Annotated in this window: 22 protein-coding genes; 17 read left to right on the top strand and 5 right to left on the bottom strand. The window is 63.2% G+C overall.

Annotation, left to right across the window (positions count from 1 at the left end; translation table 11 throughout):
• Positions 1–88 precede the first annotated feature (88 nt).
• Genes K663_RS18865 through K663_RS18880 form a run of 4 tightly spaced genes read left to right on the top strand, consistent with a single transcriptional unit; the run spans position 89 to position 5,290 of the window.
• Positions 89–541: an NAD(P)H-dependent oxidoreductase subunit E gene (locus K663_RS18865; protein ID WP_062121590.1), complete on the top strand. Its 453-nt coding sequence runs from the start codon at positions 89–91 to the stop codon at positions 539–541.
• Entirely contained in the window at positions 538–2,130 is a 1,593-nt protein-coding gene (locus K663_RS18870; RefSeq protein WP_062121591.1) for an NADH-ubiquinone oxidoreductase-F iron-sulfur binding region domain-containing protein, read from the top strand. The genes K663_RS18865 and K663_RS18870 overlap by 4 nt, the downstream gene beginning before the upstream one ends.
• On the top strand, positions 2,127–4,988 hold the full coding sequence (gene fdhF / locus K663_RS18875) for a formate dehydrogenase subunit alpha (RefSeq protein ID WP_062121592.1): 2,862 nt from the start codon (positions 2,127–2,129) through the stop codon (positions 4,986–4,988). The genes K663_RS18870 and fdhF overlap by 4 nt, the downstream gene beginning before the upstream one ends.
• Positions 4,985–5,290 (top strand): formate dehydrogenase subunit delta, encoded by a 306-nt coding sequence (locus K663_RS18880; RefSeq protein ID WP_063619090.1) that lies wholly within the window; start codon positions 4,985–4,987, stop codon positions 5,288–5,290. Before fdhF ends, K663_RS18880 begins: the two co-directional genes overlap by 4 nt.
• Positions 5,291–5,318: 28 nt before the next feature.
• Here K663_RS18880 and K663_RS18885 read toward each other — a convergent pair whose 3' ends face one another.
• The gene (locus K663_RS18885; protein WP_062121673.1) at positions 5,319–6,635 is read right to left on the bottom strand and encodes a chloride channel protein; all 1,317 of its coding nucleotides are present in this window, start codon (positions 6,633–6,635) and stop codon (positions 5,319–5,321) included.
• 67 nt (positions 6,636–6,702) lie between these two features.
• Positions 6,703–7,191: a MarR family winged helix-turn-helix transcriptional regulator gene (locus K663_RS18890; RefSeq protein ID WP_062121593.1), complete on the bottom strand. Its 489-nt coding sequence runs from the start codon at positions 7,189–7,191 to the stop codon at positions 6,703–6,705.
• Between the two features lie 283 nt (positions 7,192–7,474).
• On the opposite strand from K663_RS18890, the gene ectA reads away from it, so the two are divergent.
• From ectA to K663_RS18930, 8 genes are read left to right on the top strand one after another with little or no spacing between them, the layout of a single operon-like run.
• Positions 7,475–8,011, top strand: a complete 537-nt coding sequence (gene ectA, locus K663_RS18895; RefSeq protein WP_083536046.1) for a diaminobutyrate acetyltransferase — start codon at positions 7,475–7,477, stop codon at positions 8,009–8,011.
• A complete protein-coding gene (ectB, locus tag K663_RS18900; RefSeq protein WP_062121594.1) occupies positions 8,008–9,315 on the top strand; it encodes a diaminobutyrate--2-oxoglutarate transaminase in 1,308 nt (435 codons plus the stop codon). Before ectA ends, ectB begins: the two co-directional genes overlap by 4 nt.
• Before the next feature lie 10 nt (positions 9,316–9,325).
• The gene (locus K663_RS18905) at positions 9,326–9,739 is read left to right on the top strand and encodes an ectoine synthase (RefSeq protein ID WP_062121595.1); all 414 of its coding nucleotides are present in this window, start codon (positions 9,326–9,328) and stop codon (positions 9,737–9,739) included.
• Positions 9,740–9,765: 26 nt separating this feature from the next.
• The gene (gene thpD, locus K663_RS18910) at positions 9,766–10,686 is read left to right on the top strand and encodes an ectoine hydroxylase (RefSeq protein WP_062121596.1); all 921 of its coding nucleotides are present in this window, start codon (positions 9,766–9,768) and stop codon (positions 10,684–10,686) included.
• Complete coding sequence (locus K663_RS18915; RefSeq protein ID WP_062121597.1) at positions 10,683–12,122, top strand: aspartate kinase; 1,440 nt, start codon at positions 10,683–10,685, stop codon at positions 12,120–12,122. Before thpD ends, K663_RS18915 begins: the two co-directional genes overlap by 4 nt.
• Positions 12,123–12,139: 17 nt before the next feature.
• The gene (locus tag K663_RS18920; protein WP_062121674.1) at positions 12,140–13,387 is read left to right on the top strand and encodes an MFS transporter; all 1,248 of its coding nucleotides are present in this window, start codon (positions 12,140–12,142) and stop codon (positions 13,385–13,387) included.
• Complete coding sequence (locus K663_RS18925; protein ID WP_062121598.1) at positions 13,384–14,724, top strand: MFS transporter; 1,341 nt, start codon at positions 13,384–13,386, stop codon at positions 14,722–14,724. The genes K663_RS18920 and K663_RS18925 overlap by 4 nt, the downstream gene beginning before the upstream one ends.
• Entirely contained in the window at positions 14,721–15,998 is a 1,278-nt protein-coding gene (locus tag K663_RS18930) for a mechanosensitive ion channel family protein (protein WP_062121599.1), read from the top strand. Before K663_RS18925 ends, K663_RS18930 begins: the two co-directional genes overlap by 4 nt.
• Here K663_RS18930 and K663_RS18935 read toward each other — a convergent pair.
• The gene (locus tag K663_RS18935) at positions 15,995–17,314 is read right to left on the bottom strand and encodes an SLC13 family permease (protein WP_062121600.1); all 1,320 of its coding nucleotides are present in this window, start codon (positions 17,312–17,314) and stop codon (positions 15,995–15,997) included. The genes K663_RS18930 and K663_RS18935 overlap by 4 nt on opposite strands.
• A gap of 111 nt (positions 17,315–17,425) precedes the next feature.
• On the opposite strand from K663_RS18935, the gene K663_RS18940 reads away from it, so the two are divergent.
• Positions 17,426–18,292, top strand: a complete 867-nt coding sequence (locus K663_RS18940; RefSeq protein WP_062121601.1) for a hypothetical protein — start codon at positions 17,426–17,428, stop codon at positions 18,290–18,292.
• A gap of 62 nt (positions 18,293–18,354) precedes the next feature.
• Here K663_RS18940 and K663_RS18945 read toward each other — a convergent pair whose 3' ends face one another.
• Both K663_RS18945 and K663_RS18950 read right to left on the bottom strand, forming a co-directional pair.
• Entirely contained in the window at positions 18,355–19,119 is a 765-nt protein-coding gene (locus K663_RS18945; protein ID WP_083536034.1) for a hypothetical protein, read from the bottom strand.
• 79 nt (positions 19,120–19,198) lie between these two features.
• Positions 19,199–19,654, bottom strand: coding sequence for a response regulator (locus K663_RS18950; protein ID WP_062121675.1), 456 nt, complete (start codon positions 19,652–19,654; stop codon positions 19,199–19,201).
• 250 nt (positions 19,655–19,904) lie between these two features.
• Here K663_RS18950 and K663_RS18955 point away from each other — a divergent pair, with 250 nt between their 5' ends.
• From K663_RS18955 to K663_RS18970, 4 genes are all read left to right on the top strand, one after another.
• Positions 19,905–21,350, top strand: a complete 1,446-nt coding sequence (locus K663_RS18955) for a sensor histidine kinase (protein WP_158511236.1) — start codon at positions 19,905–19,907, stop codon at positions 21,348–21,350.
• Positions 21,347–22,033 carry a response regulator transcription factor gene (locus K663_RS18960; RefSeq protein WP_062121604.1) on the top strand — a complete coding sequence of 229 codons (687 nt, stop codon included), beginning with the start codon at positions 21,347–21,349 and terminating at the stop codon, positions 22,031–22,033. The genes K663_RS18955 and K663_RS18960 overlap by 4 nt, the downstream gene beginning before the upstream one ends.
• A gap of 136 nt (positions 22,034–22,169) precedes the next feature.
• Positions 22,170–22,547: a DUF4168 domain-containing protein gene (locus tag K663_RS18965; RefSeq protein ID WP_062121605.1), complete on the top strand. Its 378-nt coding sequence runs from the start codon at positions 22,170–22,172 to the stop codon at positions 22,545–22,547.
• A 47-nt stretch (positions 22,548–22,594) separates the two neighbouring features.
• Positions 22,595–22,981: a Rap1a/Tai family immunity protein gene (locus tag K663_RS18970; RefSeq protein WP_062121606.1), complete on the top strand. Its 387-nt coding sequence runs from the start codon at positions 22,595–22,597 to the stop codon at positions 22,979–22,981.
• The last annotated feature ends 9 nt before the right edge of the window (positions 22,982–22,990 follow it).

The raw sequence follows: 22,990 nt of genomic DNA on the forward strand, positions 1-22,990 counted from the left end.
TATCTATCAAACATGTAGTGCTTCGATTTGACCGACGGGGGACTTCGCTTCACCATTATTGGCACAAAAGCGCTGAAGGCAGGGTGAAATGGAAGAGTTTATCGTCGCATGGACTGCGCGCTATGGGGCGACGCGGGACCAGTTGTTGCCGCTGCTTCACGCTTTGCAGGAGCAAGCCGGCCATATCGACGATGCACTCGTGCCAGCCATCGCGAGAGCGCTGAACCTCAGCCGCGCCGATGTGCATGGAGTCGTCACCTTCTATCACGACTTCCGCCGCTCGGCTCCCGGTCGTCATGTCGTGAAGCTGTGCAGGGCAGAAAGCTGCCAGGCGCGCGGAGGCGCTGCGATAGAGCGTCAGGCAGAGCAGCGGCTGGGCGTTGCCATGGGCGAAACGCGCAGGGACGGCCAGATCGCGCTGGAGCCGGTCTATTGCCTTGGTCTTTGCGCGATCGGCCCCAATGCGCTGGTCGATGGGCGACCGGTGGCAAGGATCGACGCCGCCGCGCTGGAGCGGATCGCGGCGGAGGTGGCGGCATGAACCCGGCCCCCAAAATCAAGATATATATTAGTCGCGACATGGCTTCGGTCGCCTTGGGCGCGGATGCGGTCGCGCGCGCTTTCGCAGAGGCGGGGTGCGAAGTGATACGCACCGGTTCGCGCGGCCTTTTCAGCATAGAGCCGCTTGTCGAATTAGAGACAGTCGATGGCCGCGTGGGCTATGGCCCGGTCGGGCCTCAGGATGTCGCGGCCGTGCTGGACGGCACGCATTCCTCGCGACTTGGGCGGATCGAGGATCTGCCTTTCTTCACCAGTCAGCAACGCTTTACCTTTGCCCGCTGCGGCATCACCGACCCGCTGAGCCTGACCGACTATGCCGCCCATGGCGGTTGGAAGGGGCTCGATGCGGCGCGGGGCATGACGCCGCGGGCCGTGGTCGATGAGGTCAAGGCGTCGGGCCTGCGCGGCCGTGGCGGAGCGGGGTTCCCGACTGGCATCAAGTGGCAAACCGTGCTGGACGCGGCGGCAGGGCAGAAGTTCATCGTCTGCAACGCTGATGAGGGCGACAGCGGCACTTTTGCCGACCGGATGCTGATGGAGGGCGACCCCTATTGCCTTATCGAAGGAATGGCGATCGCCGCTCATGCGGTGGGTGCGGGGCATGGCTATGTCTATATCCGGTCGGAATATCCATTTGCGATCGCGACGATGCGGGCGGCAATCGAAGTGTCCGCGGGCAGGATCGCGCCCTTCACGCTGGAGATGCGCGAGGGCGCGGGCGCCTATGTCTGCGGCGAGGAAACCGCGCTGCTCGACAGTATTGAGGGCAAGCGTGGCCAGGTTCGGGCCAAGCCGCCCTTGCCCGCGCTGCAAGGGTTGTTCGGCCAGCCAACGGTCATCAACAACGTGCTGAGCCTGGCCGCAGTGCCCTTCATCCTCGCCGAGGGTGCGGACGCCTATGCGGCGGTGGGGTTCGGAAGGTCGCGGGGCACCATGCCGGTGCAGCTTGCGGGCAATGTGCAGAATGGCGGCCTTTACGAGATTGGCTTCGGCATCACGCTCGGTGAACTGGTGAACGAGATCGGCGGCGGCACGGCCAGCGGCCGGCCAGTGCGGGCGGTGCAGGTTGGCGGACCGCTTGGCGCCTATTTCCCGCCTTCGATGTTTCACCTGCCCTTCGATTATGAAACCTTCGCGGCGGCGGGCGGCCTTATCGGCCATGCAGGGATCACCGTTTTCGACAACAGCGTGGACATGGCCCACATGGCGCGCTTCGCCATGGAATTCTGCGCGGCGGAAAGCTGCGGCAAATGCACGCCCTGCCGTATCGGATCGACGCGCGGCGTGGAGTTGATGGACCGGATCATCGCAGATCGCGATCATGATGTCGTGCGCCCGGATGCTTCACTTCCGGCAGGGCTTAGCAAGGCGCTTTATTCCCGTGCACCCAGCGCTGCGGAGCGTTCGCTCGATCAGGAAGTTGAACTGCTTCGCGACCTTTGCGACACGATGAAGTTCGGCTCTCTCTGCGCCCTGGGAGGCTTCACCCCCTACCCGGTGTTAAGCGCGCTTGATCATTTCCCCGAAGATTTCGACGCGATGACGCCGGTGAAAGAGGCTGCCCAATGACCTTCACCCGCGAAATCGACCATGGCACCCCGCCCGTCGTCGCCACCGGCAGGTCCGTGACCTTCACCCTCGACGGCCAGCGCGTCACCCTGCCCGAAGGCACCAGCATCATGCGCGCGGCGTCGCTGACGGGCTGTTCCATCCCGAAACTTTGCGCCGCCGACAGCATGGAAAGCTTCGGTTCCTGTCGGCTGTGCCTGGTGGAGGTGGAGGGGCGCGCCGGTTATCCCGCATCCTGCACCACGCCGATCGCCGAAGGCATGGTGATACGCACCCAGACCGAGCGGTTGAAGCAACTGCGGCGCGGCGTTATGGAACTCTATATCTCCGATCATCCGCTGGACTGCCTGACCTGCGGGGCAAACGGCGATTGCGAGCTGCAGGACCAGGCGGGCGCGGTCGGTCTGCGCGATGTGCGCTACGGCTATGACGGCGCGACGAACATGGGGCAGGCGAAGGACCAGTCGAACCCCTATTTCGATTTCGATCCCAGCAAGTGCATCGTCTGTTCGCGCTGCGTGCGCGCCTGTGACGAAGTGCAGGGCACGTTCGCACTTACGATCGAGAATATGGGCTTTGAATCCAGGGTCGCGCCGTCGCAGGGCGAGGATTTTCTGGGATCGGAATGCGTGTCGTGCGGCGCGTGCGTGCAGGCCTGCCCTACCGCGTCGCTGATCGAGAAAAAGGTCGTGGAGGTCGGCACGCCGGACCGCGCGGTGGTCACCACCTGCGCTTACTGCGGCGTTGGCTGCACCTTCCGCGCAGAAATGCGGGGCGAAGAATTGGTGCGCATGGTGCCGTGGAAGGAAGGCAAGGCCAATCGTGGCCATAGCTGCGTCAAGGGCCGCTTCGCCTGGGGCTATGCCCAGCATCAGGATCGCATCCTGAAACCCATGATCCGCGCGTCTGTCGATGAGCCATGGCGTGAAGTATCGTGGGAGGAAGCGATCGGGCATACCGCAGCTGAGTTCCGTCGCATCCAGGCGAAATACGGCACGCGGTCGATCGGCGGCATCACGTCCAGCCGCTGCACCAATGAAGAAACATTCCTGGTCCAGAAGCTGATCCGTCAGGGTTTTGGCAACAATAATGTCGATACGTGCGCACGCGTCTGTCACTCGCCGACCGGCTATGGCCTGAAGACCACCTTCGGCACATCGGCGGGCACGCAGGATTTCGACAGCGTCGCCCAGGCCGATGTCATCCTGGTCATTGGCGCCAACCCAACCGATGGCCATCCGGTGTTCGCATCGCGCATGAAGAAGCGATTGCGGCAGGGTGCAAAGCTGATCGTCATCGATCCGCGCCGCATCGATCTGGTGAAGTCGCCCCATGTGGAGGCGGAGCATCACCTGCCGCTGCGTCCTGGCACCAACGTCGCGATGCTGACGGCGATGGCGCATGTGATCGTCACCGAGAAGCTGTATGACGAGGCTTTCATCCGGCAACGGTGCGATTGGGACGAGTTTGCCGACTGGGCGGAGTTTGCTGCCGAAACCAGCCGATCCCCCGAGGCGATCGAGCCCTTGACCGGCGTAAAGCCGGAGGATGTTCGCGCCGCTGCGCGGCTCTACGCCTCCGGGGGCAATGCTGCCATCTATTATGGTCTGGGCGTAACCGAACATAGCCAGGGGTCATCCACCGTCATGGCCATCGCCAATCTCGCCATGGCGACCGGCAATATTGGGCGCGAGGGCGTGGGTGTGAACCCGCTGCGGGGACAGAATAATGTCCAGGGCGCCTGCGACATGGGCAGCTTTCCACATGAATTTTCCGGCTATCGCCATGTGTCCGACGACGCCACCCGGTCGTTGTTCGAACGAGCATGGGGCGTAACGCTCGACCCCGAGCCGGGATTGCGCATTCCCAACATGCTCGACGCCGCGACTGACGGGACGTTCAAGGGCATCTTCATCCAGGGCGAGGACATTCTTCAGTCCGACCCCAATACCCATCATGTCGCGGCGGGGCTGGCCGCGATGGAATGTGTGGTGGTGCAGGACCTGTTCCTCAACGAAACCGCCAATTACGCCCATGTCTTTCTGCCCGGCTCTACCTTTCTGGAGAAGGATGGCACCTTTACCAACGCCGAACGCCGCATCCAGCGCGTGCGCAAGGTGATGGCCCCGCTCAACGGCTATGCCGATTGGGAGATCGTGCAACAGGTGGCGAACGCCATGGGCCTTGAGTGGGACTATGCCCACCCATCACAGATCATGGACGAGATCGCCGCGCTTACCCCGACGTTCGCGAGCGTTCACTATGATCGGCTGGAACAGGAAGGGTCGTTGCAATGGCCGGCCAACGACACCGCGCCTGCCGGCACGCCAATCATGCATATCGAAGGATTTGTGCGGGGTAAGGGGAAATTTGTCGTCACCGACTATGTGCCGACCGATGAAAAGACCGGCCCGCGTTTTCCGCTGTTGCTGACCACCGGACGCATTCTGAGCCACTATAATGTCGGGACGCAGACGCGGCGCACGGACAACACCGCCTGGCATCCCGAGGATCGTCTGGAAATCCATTCCAGCGACGCGGAAAATCGCGGCCTGAAGGACGGCGATTGGGTGACGCTGCGTAGCCGGGCTGGCGAGACCACGCTGCGTGCACTCATTACCGACCGGGTCGCGCCGGGCGTCGTTTACACCACCTTCCACCACCCTGAAACGCAGGCGAATGTGATCACCACCGACTATTCGGACTGGGCCACCAACTGCCCTGAATATAAGGTGACGGCGGTACAGGTTTCGGCATCGAACGGCCCTAGCGAGTGGCAGCAGGCTTACGCCGAGCAGGCCCGGCGCAGTCGCCGGATCGCTGCGGCCGAAGCGGCGGATAAGAGGCAGTCCAGATGAGCGATGACACGCACGTCATGTCCACCACCGACCGGCTGGTCTATATGGCGCATCAGATCGCCCGTAACCTGGCGACCCTGGGCGAAACGGCGGCAATTGAAGCGGTTGCCGATCATCTCACGAGCTTCTGGGACCCCCGGATGAAGGCGCAGATCATCGCGATCGCCCGTGACGAACCCGAACGGCTTTCGCCGGTCGTGGCGCAGGCCGTGGCGCTGATGGCGCACGGCGCGCCGGAGCACAAGACGCGCGCGATGCAATTCAATGCGGTGGGTGAAGCGGGACGTTGCGACGCAGGCTGAACGGATGGGAGGCCGCACCGGCAGCTGTTCAAGGCGCTTTTTGAGTGCTTTCCATCCCTGTTACAAAACGCTGGGAAAGGCCATGATAGAGCCGTTCCTTGCTGATGAACTGCGCCGCAAAATCCGCGATCAGCGCAGTAGCCAGCAGAGGCAGCATCAGTCCACGGCTCGCCGTCGTTTCTGAAATGATGATCACTGCCGTCAGCGGGGCGCGCACGACGCCAGTGAAGTAAGCGACCATCCCCAACAATATGATCGCGCCCGATGGATAGCTGGGCAACATGCTGCGAAGAACGTCGCCGATCCCGGCCCCGACCGACAGCGAAGGCGCGAATATGCCGCCCGGAATGCCCGACACCGCCGTAGCGAGGGTGGCGACGAACTTCGCTGCTCCGAACCAGATCGGCACATCCGAACCGGTTATGACCGCATTGGCGGTTTGATAGCCGGTGCCCCAGGTCAGGCCCGTTGCCGTGCCAAGCAGGGCCACCACAAGTCCGCATCCCGCCGCGAACAGGAGCGGCCTTTTCTGCAGCAAGCGCCATGGCCGCGTCGTCGATCTTGCGGCTGAAAGCATCAGCCGGGAAAAGCAGCCCCCCGCAAGCCCGCCGATCACGCCAGCAATGGGAGCGGCGATGAGCGCTTCGCGGACATTGAGCGTCTGATGCATCACGCCGAAATAGACATAGTCGCCCGCCAACCCCAGGCTGACCATCCCGGCGATCAGGACAGCCGCCATGACCAGCAGGGCCATCCGCTGTTCATAGGCTGCCGCAAGTTCCTCTATGGCGAAGGCAACGCCGGCCAAGGGCGTGTTGAACGCAGCGGCCACTCCCGCCGCGCCGCCGGCGATGTACACCGAAGCGCGCAGGGGGATAGCCATCACGCGATGCGCATAGGCCATGATGGAAGCCGAGATTTGCACCGTTGGCCCTTCCCGGCCGACAGAAGCGCCCAACAACAGGCCAAAGATCGTCATGACGAACTTCACGCACACGATGCGGGCCGACAGCAGCCGGTTTAACCCGTGGTCGGGATCGCGAGAGGCGGCCATGACCTGCGGGATGCCCGATCCACTGGCCGCGGGCGCAAGCTTGCGGGTCAACCAGACGATGGCGGCAAATCCCAGCGGCGTGATGAGCAGGGGCGCGCCCGGCCAGCGCGTCGCGATGTCGACGAACAGATCGCTGGCCTCGTCCGCTATCCAGGCGAACAACAAGGCGACAAGGCCGATCAGGACTGCGCCGCTAAGAATGGCGATGCGACGGCGCCACACCAATGCTTCCGGGCCATGCCGACGCAGGAGCGCGCGCAGGCGACGCAGGGAGAGCTTGGACCGGGGCATGAAATATCCTTCTGCGGGTGCGCCTGTGAGCGCGGCGGCGATGCGCACCAGCCGCGCCGCTGCCATGTCAGACAGGCTCGGATCGATCGATAGCGCCACTGTCGAGCAGTGGCGCGGCGTCTATGTCCTGGGCGTCCAGCAACATCGCCAGCCGCTCGACCGCCGCCAGGATCATGGCCTGTTCCCATTGCGGCAGATTGGCGAAACGCTTGGTGAAGCTGGTCTGCAACAAGTCCGGCGCTTCGGCCAGCGCGGCATCTCCGGGCGGGAGGGACGAGAGAATGAACTGCCGCTTGTCCTTGTCGCTCCGCTGGCGCTGAACGAAGCCCCGTTCCTCAAGTCTATCAACGATCGCGGTGATGGTCGCCTGGCTGAATTTGAGCGCGGTGGCGATCGTGCCGGGCGTTGGCGAATCGCGGGAGGCGATTTCACGCAGGACGAGCCATTGCGAAGGGGTGAGTCCCGTCGCGGTGGCGAGGCGGCGGCTGCCGATGTCGGTGGCGCGGAGGACGCGGCGGAGTGCGCGGAGCGTGAGGGAAGCGATGTCTGAACTCATGAAAGAAACATAGAAAAGATCGGTGTTTTACGCCATCCAAATTCCTTTGATAGACAAAGCATTTTTATGGGTTCTTTATGCGATGAAGAATCAAAATCGTCGGCCAGCGGTTGAAAAACGCACAAAAACAGCCTAAATAGCTGCGCAGAACGAGGGGATGACCATAATCTGCATAGAATTATAATTCGGGAGATAAAGCATCTTTGAGTCAAAATCCGATGCGGCCAGCGCGCCGCCACGGACGTTCGCGCATCCTTTGCCGGAGCGCCAATCCAGCTTCCAGCTGCGCAGGCCCGTTGCCGCCGATGGCCCGGCCGTCACCGCGCTGATCGCGCAATGTCCGCCGCTCGATTCCAATTCGGCCTATTGCAACCTGCTTCAGTGCACGCATTTCGCCGACAGCTGCGTGATCGCCGAGTGCGATGGCGCGATCGCGGGATGGGTTTCAGGATACCGCCCGCCTTCGGAGCCGGACAGCTTCTTCGTCTGGCAGGTCGCCGTCGCGCCGATCGCGCGCGGGCGGCGGCTGGGCGGCCGCATGATCGAGGAACTGCTGAACCGCCCATCGGCGCAGGGCGTCACCCACCTGATCACCACAGTCACGGACGACAATGATGCGTCCTGGGCCTTGTTCGAAGGCCTCGCGAAACGGTGGAACGCCCCGCTCGACAAAAGCGCGCTGTTCGACCGCGACACTCATTTTGCCGGCGCCCATGCCACCGAATGGCTGGCGCGCATCGGCCCGCTGCCCCGCTCACTTCCCGGATCATCGGGCAGCGCGACATCAACCAATTCAAAACAGGGAGAAACGGCGATATGATTACGACCCTTCCCAAGCCGACAAACCGCAAACCCGACACGGCCATTTATGAACGGCGCGAGTCCGTGGTCCGCAGCTATGCGCGATCCATGCCCCGCCAGTTCAACAAGGCGGAAAATGTGTGGATGCACGACAATCAGGGCGGCCGTTACCTGGATTTCCTGTCCGGTTGTTCCACGCTGAACTATGGCCATAACCACCCGGTTCTGAAGCAGGCGCTGCTTGATTATGTGATGGCCGACGGGATCGCGCACGGGCTGGACCTGCACACCGATGCCAAGGCCGATTTCCTCAGCACGCTGGAAAATGTGATCCTGAAGCCGCGCGGCCTTGATTATCGCGCGATGTTCACCGGGCCTACGGGCACGAACGCCGTCGAAGCCGCGATCAAGCTGGCCCGCAAGGTTACGGGCCGCGAAATGGTGATCGCCTTCACCAACGGTTTCCACGGCATGACGCTGGGCGCGCTCGCCTGCACGGGCAATGCCGCCAAGCGGGGCGGCGCGGGCGTGCCGCTGAGCCATGTCGCGCATGAACCCTTTGACGGCTATCATGGACCCGATGTGGACACGGCCGAATTGCTGGATCGGCGGCTGTCCGATCCGTCGAGCGGCCTGGACGCCCCCGCCGCCATATTGGTGGAAACGGTGCAGGGCGAAGGCGGCCTGAACGCCGCGTCGCCCGAATGGCTGCGCAGGATCAACGCCATCGCCAAGCAGCATGGCGCGTTGATGATCGTTGACGATATTCAGGCAGGCTGCGGCCGGACCGGAAACTTCTTCAGTTTCGAAGGCATGGGCTTCACGCCCGATATCGTCACCATGGCCAAGTCGCTGTCGGGCATGGGCCTGCCCTTCGCGTTGACGCTGGTGCGGCCGGAACTGGACCAGTGGGCGCCCGGCGAACATAACGGCACATTCCGGGGCAATAATCATGCCTTCGTTACCGCGACAGCCGCGCTGCGCCATTTCTGGAGCGACGGGCAGTTCCAGCAGGACGTCGCCCGCCGCAGCACGCTGCTTGAGCGGCGGCTGGACGCGATGGCGGCTGAACATGGCCTGTCGACCCGCGGCCGGGGGATGATGCGCGGCATTGACGTGGGATCGGGCGAGATCGCATCGATCGTGACCGCATCCTGCTTCGATCGCGGCCTCATCATCGAAACCAGCGGCGCGCATGACGAAATCGTCAAGGTTCTCGCGCCGCTGATCATAGAAGACGCCCTGCTTTCCGCCGGGCTAGACATTTTGGAAACCAGCATCCGCGAAGCGATGACCGTCCCCTACGGCGTCGCGGCGGAGTGAGGAGTAGATCATGATCGTTCGTAAACTTCAGGACATCCGCAAATCGGACCGCAACATCAAGTCGGAGCAGTGGGAAAGTGCCCGGTTGCTGCTGAAAGACGACAGCATGGGCTTTTCCTTTCACATCACCACCATGTATGCCGGTGAAGAAATCAAGATGCACTACCAGAACCATCTGGAAGCGGTGCTGGTGCTGAAAGGCACGGGCACGATCGAGGATCTGGGCACCGGCATCACGCATCAGCTGGCCGGGGGCGTCATGTATGCGCTCAATGCCCATGACAAGCATGTCGTGCGGCCCACCACCGACATTCTGTGCGCCTGCGTGTTCAACCCGCCGGTCACCGGCAAGGAAGTGCATGACGAAAGCGGCGCCTACCCCGCCGAAGCGGACATGATCCGCGAGGCCGTACTGAGTAATTGAACCTGAAAAAAAGAGGGGGAAGTCCCTTGCAAGACATCTACCCGTCCCGCCATGCCAAAATGGCGGAGTTTCTGCCGCGCCTCGACCCGGTCGTTCATGGCGACTGGAGCGAGGACGCACCGATCAGCATCGATCAGGCCGCCCAGTTCGACCGGGACGGCTATCTGGTGCTGGAAAACCTGTTTTCGGACGAGGAAGTCGCCTTCCTTCAGAGCGAGGCGCGCAAGCTGCTGGGCGATCCCGCCGCGCTGGAGGATGAGACGGTCATCAGCGAGCCGGGCAGCCGCGAAATCCGTTCCATCTTTCGCATTCATGCGCAAAGCCCGGTGATCGGTCGGCTGGCCGCCGACGCGCGGCTGGCGGGCGTGGCCCGGTTCCTGCTGGGCGATGAGGTGTACATTCACCAGTCGCGCCTGAACTACAAACCCGGTTTTCAGGGCAAGGAATTCTACTGGCACAGCGATTTCGAAACCTGGCATGTCGAGGACGGAATGCCGCGCATGCGGGCGCTGTCCATGTCGATATTGCTGGCGGAAAATACGCCGCATAACGGGCCGCTGATGCTGATCCCCGGATCGCACCGCAGCTTTTTGACCTGCGTGGGCGAAACGCCCGAGGATCATTACCGCATGTCATTGAAGCGCCAGGAATATGGCGTGCCGGACGAGGACAGCCTGGCCGAGTTGGCGCACAAGCATGGCATCGTCGCGCCGACGGGCCAGCCGGGATCGGTCGTGATATTCGATTGCAACGTCATGCATGGGTCAAACGGCAACATCACGCCATTCCCGCGCGCCAACGCCTTTCTGGTCTATAATGCCGTGAGCAACCGGCTGGCCGCGCCCTTTGGCGTTGAAAAGCCGCGCCCCCAGTTCATCGCCGCGCGGGGCGACCCCACGCCGATCGCGCCGGTATCGGGACCATTGATGGAAGAGGTGACGGCATGAACGGGCATAGCGTCGAGAAGATCGGCGGCACATCCATGGCCGCCACCGCGACCCTGTTCGACAATGTGCTGATCGCGGGCCGCAAGGGCGCGGAGCTGTATAACCGCATCTTCGTCGTGTCCGCCTATGCGGGGATGACCGACCTGCTGCTGGAGCATAAGAAGAGCGGAAGGGCGGGCGTTTATGCGCGGTTCGTGGCCGATGAAGGCACGGATGGCTGGCGCGAGGCGATAGAGGAAGTGCGCGCCGCCATGTGCGCGCGCAATGCCGAGATGTTCGCGCGGGGTGAAAGCCGCAAGCAGGCGGACACATTTGTCGACAGGCGGATCGATGCGGTCGCCGCTTGTCTGGACGACCTTGCGCGGCTGCGCAGCCATGGGCGTTTTTGCGTCAAGGAACAGTTGATGACGGTGCGCGAGCTGCTCGCCGGATTGGGCGAGGCGCATAGCGCCCACAGCACGGCGCTGCTGCTGAACGACCGGGGCGTCAATGCGGTGTTCGTCGATCTGACCCTTTGGGATCAGGAGGACATGGCCGGGCTGGACGAGCGGATCGTGGCGGCGATGGAGCCTGTCGATCTGGCTACGACGCTGCCCATCGTCACCGGCTATGCCGGGTGCCGCGAGGGCATGGTGCGCCGTTATGCGCGGGGCTATTCGGAAATGACCTTTTCCCGCATCGCCGTGCTGACCGGCGCGCGCGAGGCGATCATCCACAAGGAATTTCACCTGTCGAGCGCCGACCCCAAGCTGGTCGGCACGGACAAGGCGCGCAAGATCGGCCGCACCAATTATGATGTCGCCGACCAGCTCGCCAATCTGGGCATGGAGGCGATCCATCCCGGTGCGGGGCGCGGGCTGCGCCAGACCAACATTCCTTTGCGTGTACGCAATACCTTTGATCGGGAGGATGGCGGAACGCTGATCTGCGGCGATTATGTGTCCGACACGCCGCGCGTGGAGATCGTGACCGGCATCCGCCGTGCGCAGGCGCTCCAATTTTTCGAGCAGGACATGGTCGGCGTGAAGGGATATGACGCCGCGATATTGGAGGCGCTGACCCGGCATGGCGCGTGGATCGTCAGCAAGTCGTCCAACGCCAACACCATAACCCATTATCTGTCGGCGGAAGCCGCGACGATGAAGCGGGTGATAGAGGATCTGCAAATACGCTATCCCGATGCCGCGATTTCGGCGCATCCCGTGGCGATGGTGTCAGTGATCGGCAGCGATATTTCGCGCCCGTCGCTGGTCGCCGACGCACTGCGCGCGCTGGACGATGAAGGCGTGGGCGTCATCGCGATGCAGCACCAGATCCGCAACGTCGATGTGCAGTTCATCATCGATGTCGCGCAATATGAGGCCGCCGTCCGGGCGCTGCACGGCGCATTGGTGGAGTGCGACGAGCAACGCCCGCAGGAGCAGCGCGCCGCCTGAGCGCCGCGCATCCCATCATGATTGCCGCCATCTATCCCGTTCGCAGCCTGCTGCTGTCCATCTTCATGCTGATGGCGGGCAGCGGATTTCTGGCGACGCTCATCAGCCTGCGGCTGGAACGGGCGGGCAGCGGCACGATGGCCATCGGCATCGTCGCGACCGCCTATTTTGGCGGGCTGATCGTGGGGTCGCTACGGGCGGCGGACGTGGTGCGGCGCGTGGGGCACATTCGCGCCTTTGCCGCGTTCGTCGCGTTGCTGTCGGCCAGCACGCTGTCCTATGCGTTGCTGACGCATCCGCTGTTCTGGATGGTGCTGCGCCTGATCGACGGGGTGTGCGTGGCGGGGGTGTTCGTGTGCCTGGAAAGCTGGCTGAACGACCGGGCGGAACCGCAGATGCGCGGCAGCGTGCTGGCGGCCTATATGGTCGCGCTCTATTCGGGGCAGGCGATCGGGCAATTGCTGCTCGGGGCGAGCGGGACGTTGCCCGCCATCCCGTTCCAGCTCGCGTCCATCCTGATTTCGCTGGCGATCATCCCGCTGTGCCTGACCCGCAGTTCGGCGCCCGCGCCGGTGGAGGCAAGCGCCTTTTCCATCCGGTCGCTGCTGATCGCATCGCCGCTGGGCGCGGGGGGCGCGGTGGCGACGGGGCTGATGCTGGGCGCCTTTTACGGGCTGGCTGCGGTGCATGTGCGGCGGCTGGGGCTGGACCTGGCTGAAACGGCGCGGTTCATGATGATCGTGATCCTGGGCGGCGTGGCGCTGCAATGGCCGCTGGGGCGATTGTCCGACCGGCACGACAGGCGGCGCGTGATCGTGGGATGCTTCGCGGTGGCGGCGCTGGTCAGCGTGGCGCTGTCGTTGAGCCAAGACGGGCTGTTGCTGATGGCGCTGGGCGCGCTGTTCGGGGGGTTGAGCTTTGCGCTGTATCCGCTGTGCGTCGCGCATTGCAACGACCGGTTGCTGGAGACCGAGCGGGTGGCGGCGAGCGGGCGGCTGGTGCTGCTCTATTCCATCGGCGCAGCTTTGGGGCCGCTGCTGGGGGCGAGCTTCATGACGGCGGCCGGGACGGGCGGGCTGTTCCTGTTCATCGCACTGTGCGCGGGGCTGGCGATGATGATCGGCCTGTGGCGGCAGAGTGCGTCGGAGCCTGTGCCGGACAATTATCAGCAGGATTTCCAGATCATGCCGCGCACCACGCCGATGGCGTCTTTGCTGGACCCCAACAGCGCCGATGAAATGCCGCCCGAAGGACAGACGACATGAACGCGATTTCCAGTCCCGCCGCAAGCGCATCCCCCGACCCGTCGCAGGACGCGACGCTGCGCCGCGCTATAGCCGCGTCGGCGATGGGCAATGCGACGGAATGGTTCGACTATGGCATCTATGCCTATGGCGTGACCTATATCTCCGCCGCGCTGTTCCCCGGCAGCACGGAGGAGGCGGTGCTGTTCGCGCTGGCGACATTCGCCATTTCCTTTCTGGTGCGACCGCTGGGCGGGCTGTTCTGGGGGCCGCTGGGCGACCGGCTGGGGCGCAAGTCGGTGCTGGCGCTGACCATATTGCTGATGTCCGGGGCAACGCTGTGCGTAGGGTTGATCCCCGATCATGCCACGATCGGTTTCTGGGCGCCCACGCTGCTGATCGCGCTGCGGATGGTGCAGGGATTTTCGACCGGCGGGGAATATGGCGGGGCGGCGACGTTCATGGCGGAATATGCGCCCGATGATCGGCGCGGATTTTACGGCAGTTTCCTGGAGTTCGGGACGCTGGCCGGATTTTCGCTGGGCGCGGCGCTGATGCTGGGATTTTCGCTGATGCTGGGCGAGGCGGCGATGCATGCATGGGGATGGCGTATCCCGTTCCTGGTGGCCGCGCCCATGGGGCTGGTCGGCATGTATCTGCGCTCGAAGATGGAGGATACGCCCGTGTTCCGCGCGGCGGCGGCCCTGCATGACAGCGGGCCGCCCTCCCCCGGCCTGTCCCTGCTGATGCGGCGATACTGGCGGCCGATGCTGGTGGTGGGCGGGCTGGTCGTGGCGCTCAATGTCGTGAACTATACTTTGCTCAGCTACATGCCGACCTATCTGCAACGGCGGATCGGATTGTCGGCCGACGAGGCGCTGATCGTGCCGATCATCGGCATGCTGTTGATGATGGTTTTCCTGCCATTCGCGGGCGCGCTGTCGGACCGGGTCGGGCGGCGGGCAATGTGGCGGGCGTCGCTGATCGGGCTGCTGGTCGGGGTCGTGCCGCTCTACATGCTGATGGCGACGGGCCTTGTGGGCGCGACGGTGGGGTTCGTGGCGCTGGGCCTGCTTTATGTGCCGCAGCTTGCGACGATTTCAGCGACCTTTCCTGCGCTGTTCCCGACGCAGGTGCGCTTCGCGGGCTTTGCCATCGCCTATAATGTTTCGACCTCCATTTTCGGCGGGACCGCGCCGGCGATCGGCAGCGGGTTGATCAGTGTCACCGGCGATGAACTAATGCCCGCCTATTACATGATGCTGGCCTGCATCGTCGGCCTGATCGCGCTGCGCTTCATGCCCGAAACCGCTGGCCGTTCACTTTATGACGATCCCTTTGCGGAGAAGCAGGCTTGATCACCAACCTACCCATTTCCAACGACAGCATCGGGACGATAACGCGCGGCTATGTGAATGAGCCGTGGATGCAAAGCGGGCTGGCGCTGCTGCTTCTGGGCGCGGTCGCCTGGGGTGCGAACTGGGTCGCCAAGCGGATCGTGCTGAAACTGCTGCTGCGCCTGTTGAACCACCTGCCCTTCCGCATCGAGGCGGGGCATATCGGGGCAATCGTCGCGCGCCTATCGAACATCGTGCCCGCGCTGGTCATCCAGGTCGGCATCGGCGCGGTCCCGCATCTGCCCGCGCAGGCCGTGTCATTCGTGCATAGCCTGTCCACGGCGTTCATCATCCTGACCATCGCGATCGCGATCAGCGGTTTTCTGGCTCTGCTCAACGATCTGTACCAGCGTCGGCCCAACGCCGCCAACCGGCCGATCAAGGGCTATGTGCAACTGGGCAAGCTGCTGGTCTATGGCGCGGCCGCGATCCTGATCATCGCCGCATTGATGGATCAGTCGCCGCTGCTGCTGCTGTCAGGCCTTGGCGCAATGGCGGCAGTGCTGATGCTGGTATTCAAGGACACGATCCTGTCGCTGGTCGCTTCGGTGCAGATCGGGTCGAACGACATGGTGCGCGTGGGCGACTGGATAGAGATGCCGCAGTTCAACGCGGATGGCGACGTCATCGACATCGCGCTGCATACGGTGAAGATCCAGAATTTCGACAAGACCATCACCACCATTCCGACCCATAGGCTGATTTCGGACAGTTTCCGCAACTGGCGGGGGATGGCGGAATCGGGCGGGCGGCGCATCATGCGGTCGTTGATGATCGACCAGAGCAGCGTGCGTTTTCTGGATGATGGCGACGTTGAGAGGATGGCGCAATTTTCGGTGCTGCGGCCTTATCTGGAGACCAAGCGCAGGGAGATCGAACGGTGGAACGCCGAGCATGGCGCGGACGGCACCGTCAATGGCAGGCGCATGACGAATATCGGCACGTTCCGCGCCTATGTGCTGGCCTATCTGCAATCACGCAGGGACATCGCGCAGGACAAGACATTGCTCGTACGCCAGCTTGCGCCCAGCGAAAACGGCCTGCCGATTGAAATCTACGCCTTTGCCAACAGCACGGCCTGGGCGCAATATGAAGGCATACAGGGCGACATATTCGATCACCTGATCGCGATCCTGCCCGATTTTAACCTGCGGCTTTTCCAGCGCCCCGCCGGTTCGGATCTGGCCGGACTGGCCCCAGCTGCCAGACCGGATTATGTCCGGGAGCATGCTTAAAAAGGGAAGAACCAGTGAATGGCCGCGACCGCTGCGACCCAGGTAATCAGGTTGAGCGGCAGGCCCACCTTGGTAAAATCGAGATAGCTGTAGCCCGCCATCTGATAGACCAGCACATTGGTCTGATAGCCGAAGGGCGTGGCGAAGGCGGCGCTGCCCGCCATCATGACGGCGACGAGAAACGGGCGCGGGCTGACGGCCATGCTTTCCGCCAGCGCGACCGCGATCGGCGTCACCAGCACGGCCACGGTGGCGTTCGACAGCAGTTCGGTCAGTAGCAGCGTCGCGCCATAGAGCAGGATCAGCGCGCCCAGCGGTCCGAACAGGCCGACTTTCCCGACCATCGCATTGGTGGCCGACGCCGCGAGTCCCGTCTGTTCCAGCGCGATGCCGATCACGACCATTCCCACGATCAGCATCAGGATTTCGGGGCGCAGGCCACCATAGGCTTCATCCGGTTTGATGACGCGCAGCAGGATAAGCAGCACCGCCCCGGAAAAGGCGGAGGCGGCGATGGGCGCGATGTTGAAAGCGGCGAGCAGGATAACGCCGATGAAGATCGCGGTGGAAATCAGCGCCTTGGTCGGGGCCAATGGCCGTTGCACCGCGAAGTCGCCCGCGTCGCCGATTGCGTCCCCGGCGACATCGACATGGCTGACATGGTGCGGCAGCGCGGCTTCCACCCGGTCGAGCGAGGCGGGCAAGGGACGGGCGAGCAGCCGGCCTGAGAACAGGAAAAGGTAAAGACCACCCGCCGCCGCGACCACCAATCCCACCGGCGTGATTTCGAAAATGGAAAAGGGCGGCTGTCCCGACGACCGCGCCATGTCGTCAACCAGGAGATTGGTGGATGTGCCGATCAGCGTGCAGCATCCCCCCAGCACGGCGACATAGGAAAGCGGCATCAGGAAGCGTTTGGGATCGAGTTTCAGCGATTTCGCCACGTCGCGGACAACGGGCGCGGACAACACCACGATCGGCGTGTTGTTGAGGAATCCCGACGCGGCCCCACACAGCACGATGAGGAGCCAGATGCCCACGGCCCCGATGCGGCGGCACAGCGCCACCGCCTTGCGGATCAGAAGGTCGAGCAGCCCGGACAGTTCCATGGCATGGGCGATGACGAACAGGGACGCGAGCGCGATGATCGCGGGACTGCCGAACGCGCCTTGCACCTCGCTGGGCCGCACCGCTCCCGTGAGCAGCAGCAGCGCCGCCCCGCCCAGCGCCACGACGTCGGCGCGGATCTTGTCCCAGATCAGCGCGACGATGACCCCAGCGAGCACGAACAGGGTGACAAGTTGCTCGAATGTCATGAGCGTCGGCTAGCATAAACGGGCGGCAGTGGGAGAAGAAATGCAAAAAAAGCTGCAAATTCGATCCTCTAGGGGTCAATTTGCCCGTAACAATCTGCTAGGCTGCCGACTATGGCCGAACATAATATCCGGTTTCGCATCCTTACCCACCTGATCGCGGCCGGAGCGGGCGGCGTGCTGGCTTTCGTCCTTGCAGACAAGGAGCCAGCCCCCGCGCCCGACGAACAGATTGTGCAGCCGCCCACGCCCGTCGTGGAAGTGCCGAAAATTCCTGTGATCCCCGCCCCTGCGCCGCCGCTTGACCGCGCCGCCCTTCTCGCCGCGGCGGCAAGCGCGGCCGACGCGGTGGCAAGCGGTTCCGCCCTGCCACAATCGAACGCGGCGCTGACCGGGCGGTCGTTCATCCTGCGCATGCCGTTCGGATGCCGGGGCGAGATGGCGGACCCCAAGGATGCGGACGGCAAGGAAAAGGCCAGCTGGGCGGGATGGACGTTCAACCCCAAAAGCCGGGCGCTCCGATTGACCGCGCATGCCAGCGATCTGGCCGAGACGGAGTGGGTGAAGCAGCTTGCGGGTGAAATGACCTTCGATGCGGTGGAGGGCTTCTGGCTGCGCCGTCCATGGACGCGGTCGGAGCAGTGCGGGGCGGACGATCTGGCGCCGACTGACGACATGCTGGACGCTGCCCAGCGACGGCTGGCGATTGCGCAATTCTACTCGCCCGAAGGTTCGCGCACATTGAGGCGCGGCGATCGGCCCTATTCGTCGACGGTCAAGCTGAAGGAAGATGAAGCGCCGTCAAGCAGTGGCTATCAGCTTCAGCTGGAAGGCAAGATCAGCGGCTTTCCCGATGGCCAGCCCATTCACTGTTCGCAGGCCAGCCCATCGGTCGCGCCGCGTTGCGTGATTGCGGTTCAGTTCGAACGGGTGGCGTTCGTCGCGCCTGACAAGGACGAACCGATCGTCGAATGGCGCTGACAGTGTGAAATGCCCGGCGCGCCATGGGCCTGACGGCCTGCGGCGCGCCTGACGATGAGAGGTCAGCCCGCCTTCGCCATCTGGGCAAGGACCTGTGCGGACGGCTTGTTCGCCGCATCGACACTGCCATCAGCGAGCATCGCCTTGGACAGGGTCGCCGCTTCAGCCTTGAGCGCCGCATCCTCGCTGGTCTGGCTGGCGCCGATGAGCGCGGCGAGCAGCAGGTTGCGGTTTACCGGGTTCGACTGTTCGGCGACAGCCTTGCGGGCGAGCGGGATGGCTTCGGCATAGAATGGGGCGGCGCCCGCCTTGTCCTGCTTGCCCAATTTGAAATTGCCCAGCTGGATGAGGATGCCGGTCAGCACGCCCCTGCTCTGCGCATCGGTCGGCTTGGCGGTGACGACCTTGCGCCAGTGCGGCAGGCTTTCTTCATAGAGCGGCGCGACGGCGTCCAGCTTCTGCAAGGCGGCATTCGCGGCGGCGGTCGCGTACAGCGCGTTGGCGAGGAAGTTCACATTGTCGATCTTGTCGGGCTGGGTCTTCACCGCATCGCGGATGGCGGGAAGCGCGGCTTCATATTTGGCGACGGCGGCCATGTCGTCGCCCTGCTGCTGCGCCTGCTGACCAGCCGTGAAGTCGGACACGGCCTTGTTGAAGGCGACGATCTGTTCCTGGCTGAGCGTCGCGGCGGGGGCGGCGGCCGGGGCGGTCGCGGGCGATTGCGTGGCTGGCGCTGCGGATGCGGCAGGTGCGGCAGTGGGCGCGTCCTGCGCGGCGGCGGGCAAGGCTGCGGTAAGAAGGAAGGTCGTAAACATAATTTTGTGCATTGATATTTTCTCCGGTTTAGATGGCTCCGTACACAGCGCTCAACGCCGTTGCGCAGCCACGGTTGCTTTGAAGGACGCCCTAGGTCGCCAATAAATCTGGCGGTTCCGGGGGAGGGAAAATGGCGTCGATTATGCGCAAGGCGAGGGCGTCGAAACGATAGGGTTTCGCCATGATCGGGCCGAACCGGCACAGATCGGCCGGAAGCTCTTCATGGTGCAATCCGCCCGATGTGATCAGTATCCGGATCGCAGGCCAACGTCCGCTGACTTGCCGGACCAGGTCGAAGCCATCCTGTTCGCCAGGCATGTTCACATCGGTGAAAATCAGATCAACTCCGCCGTCCAGTTCGTCAAGAACGCCAAGCGCCTGCTCAACATTCTGCGCCGCGAAAACCGTAAATTCCTGATCGATCAGAAAATCACAGACATTCATGCTGACAAGGGCTTCATCCTCCACGACGAGAATGATGACCGGCCTTGGAAAACGGGGCCTGCCCGTCTTCCCTGCCCTTGCGAACCCCCCGTCCGGTGTCATGCTGCCCCATATCATCGAGGTGAGATCTGTGGTCGCGGTGTCCCTGATCTCCGCCCAATCCTTTTATTGGCAGCATTTAAGCACGCGTGGCGGGGCAGCGTTATTATAGATTTTATATGCATGGACCGGATCGGACCTGCTGGCTAAGCTGGGAAATGCCTTGCAGTCGCCGCCTGCCACCAGCGCGTCCATGATCCACACCAAGCATCGGAATGCGCCGTCGCACGAAGGGGCAGCGCGGCCTTGGCGGATGAGCATGCTGGCGGCCGCCATCGTGCTGCCGTCATGGTTCATCGCCATATATGCACAGCCCGCGCTGGGACGCGTCGCCGCTGCTCTGTTCTTTGTCCTGGGCGTCGTCATCTGGGGCGCGATCGGCGGGCTTGGTCCGGCGCTGGTCGCGGCGACGGCCGCATTCCTGCTCTACAATTTCTATCTGGTCGAGCCGGTCTTGAGCTTTCAGATTTCCACCAGCCGGGACTTCATGCCCCTGCTGCTGTTCAGCCTGTGCGCAGTGGTGGCCGGCGTTCTTGCCGCGCGGCTCAAGGAACGCGCCACCGCCGCCGACCGCGGCAACCGGCAATTGCGCAGCCTGCTGGAAATCAGCCGATCCCTTCAATCGGCGCTGCGCGTCCCGGACATCGCCAAGGCGCTGGACGACCATCTGTCCAACGTTGGCGGCGCGACACCCACGCTGTTCCTTGTCAGGGATGGATCGTTCGACGCGGCCCGGAAGGCGCCGGATAGCGACAAGGGGCTTCATCTGGTTCGGGACGCGACAAGATATTCGGGCGGTCCGCGCGAAGAAGGTCCCTTTACGGCCTGTCGGCTGGACAGCAGCACGGGATTTGAAGGGGTCATCCTGTTCGAGCATGGCCCGTCCCGACGACTGGAAAGCGCGTTCATGTCGGCGCTCGCAAATCTGATCGCTTTGGCGGTCGAGCGCGCCGCCCTGTCGGAAAGCAATGCCGAGCGCCGTGCCCAGGCGAGGACGGAGGAACTCAAGACGGCGCTGCTTTCATCGGTCAGCCACGATTTTCGCACGCCGCTGACCGCGATCAGCGCTTCGGCATCGAGCCTTATCGAGTTTCGCGACAAGCTCGATCCGGCGGCGGCAGAGCGTCTGTTGCGGGGAATCGTCAGCGAATGCGACCGCCTGAACCGCTACACATCCAACCTTCTGGAGATGAGCCGCCTGGAAGCGGGCCAGTCGCTCGCCCGCAGACAGACATTGGGCGTCGCCGACACGATCGGCGCGATCGTGCAGAGGGTGCGTCCACGGGCGGGCGATCGCCAGATCGTGCGCCGGGCAAGCGACGATGATCTGCTGGTGACAGTCGACGCCGCCATGTTCGAACTAGTGCTGGTCAATGTGCTCGACAACGCGATCATCTACAGCGAAAACGGCACGCGCATTGATGTCGATGTCCGCCGCGACGGCGATTATTGCGTCATCAGCATATCGGATGAGGGCCAGGGCATACCGCCCGAAGATCTCGAAAAGATATTCACCCGCTTCTATCGCGTATCCCGCCCCGACGCATCGCCGCGCGGAAGCGGGCTGGGACTGGCTATCGCCAAGGGTTTTGTCGAAGCGCTGGGCGGGCGGATCAGCGCCGCGTCGCCAGCTCCGGGCGGATGCAGCACGACCATCACCATCATGCTTCCGCTAGCCACAGAGACCTCTCCCGCATGACCGCCTTGCACATCCTTGTCGTGGACGACGAACCTTCCCTGATCGACGTGCTTCAGCCCGTTCTGGAGACGGCTGGATACCGCATCACCGTCGCGCAGGATGGACGCGGCGCCATGGCCGCCATCGAAGCGGTCGAATTCGACCTGATATTGCTGGACCTGGGCTTGCCGGACATTGACGGCAAGTCGCTGCTGCAACGCATCCGCCTGGATCAGGATGTGCCCGTCATCGTCATTTCGGCGCGGCATCAGGAAGGGGAGAAGATTTCCGCCCTGGACGAAGGAGCGGACGATTATGTCAACAAGCCCTTCGAGATCGGAGAATTGATGGCCCGCATGCGCGCGGCCATCCGGCGTCATTCATTATCGAAGGCAGAGGCATCGACCTATTGCGCGGGCGGACTGACAATTGATTTCCCCACCCGCCGCGTCACTTTGTCAGGAGAGCAGGTGAAATTGTCGCCGAAGGAATATGACCTTTTGCAAACATTGGCGCGCAAGGCCGGACAAGTCGTCACGCACAAGCGATTGCTGGCCGCCGGATGGGGAGCGGAGGCGACCGATACGCAATATCTGCGCGTTTATATCGGGCTGCTGCGCCAGAAGATAGAACAGGATCCTTCCGATCCTTCCCTGCTGCTGACCGAACCGGGCGTCGGATACCGTCTGATCGCGGCTAATTGAGATGGTACGACAGATTCGCCATGGCGCTGGCGTCAGGCGCACCGAAAAACCGCTATGCTGGCCTTTTTCAATGGCTTGGCCTAGAATGGCGCAGTCCCGTCATATCCCCCGACAACGCTTTTCCCAAGGATAGCTCATGCCCAGGATATTCTACGCAGCCGTTCCCTTGCTCCTCCTGACCGCCTTCCCGGCTTTGGCGTCGGATGGAGCGCAAACCGGCCCAATTGCGAAGGGCCAGCCCACAAAACTGACGCCCCGGCAAATTCACGCCTATGCTTCGGCGTTATTGGAAATTCAGACGTTGAAGCAAAAGTTGTCATCGCAGCTGGCGAAGCTGGAGCCGCAGCAGGCTGACCTCCTTCAGAGCCGCGCGCAGGCAGAGATGGTCCGCGTGGTGGAAAAGCACGGATTGGACCTTTCGGCCTTCAACGCCATAAGTGCTGAGGTCGAACGGCAAGGGCGCCTCCGGGATCAGGTGAAGCAGCTGATGATGGAAGAACTTCTTTCGACCTGACATGACGCCAGACTTCCCGATCCCATGGAATATGTGAGGAATACATCATGAGCCGGGCATTCATTCTCATGTTCTTCGCGGCGGCGATCATGCCGGTTTCGGCGAGCGAGGCCGTGGAGGGGACGAGGGACATACCGGCCTTCTTCTCGGGCGACCGGCTGTTCGAAATATGTTCGCAGCCCAATTACGGCCAGTGCTCAATGTATGTCGCTGGCGTCATCGATGGCATGTTCTATGCCGATGGCGAAGGCGGCAGTCAGGCGATCTGCCGCACCGAAATCACCAATCAAGCGGCTGCGGAACTGGTGCTGAACCGGCTGTCCGGCGATGCCGAACTGCGTTCACTGTCGGCCGCAGCCGCGGTCCACGCCGCCATCGCTGATCGGCTATCCTGTCCGGATCCGGCCTCCGCTATCCTCGCCAAGCAGTCCTGATCGCATCGT

The sequence above is a fragment of the Sphingobium sp. MI1205 genome (assembly GCF_001563285.1).
In the GTDB taxonomy this organism is placed as follows: Bacteria; Pseudomonadota; Alphaproteobacteria; order Sphingomonadales; family Sphingomonadaceae; genus Sphingobium.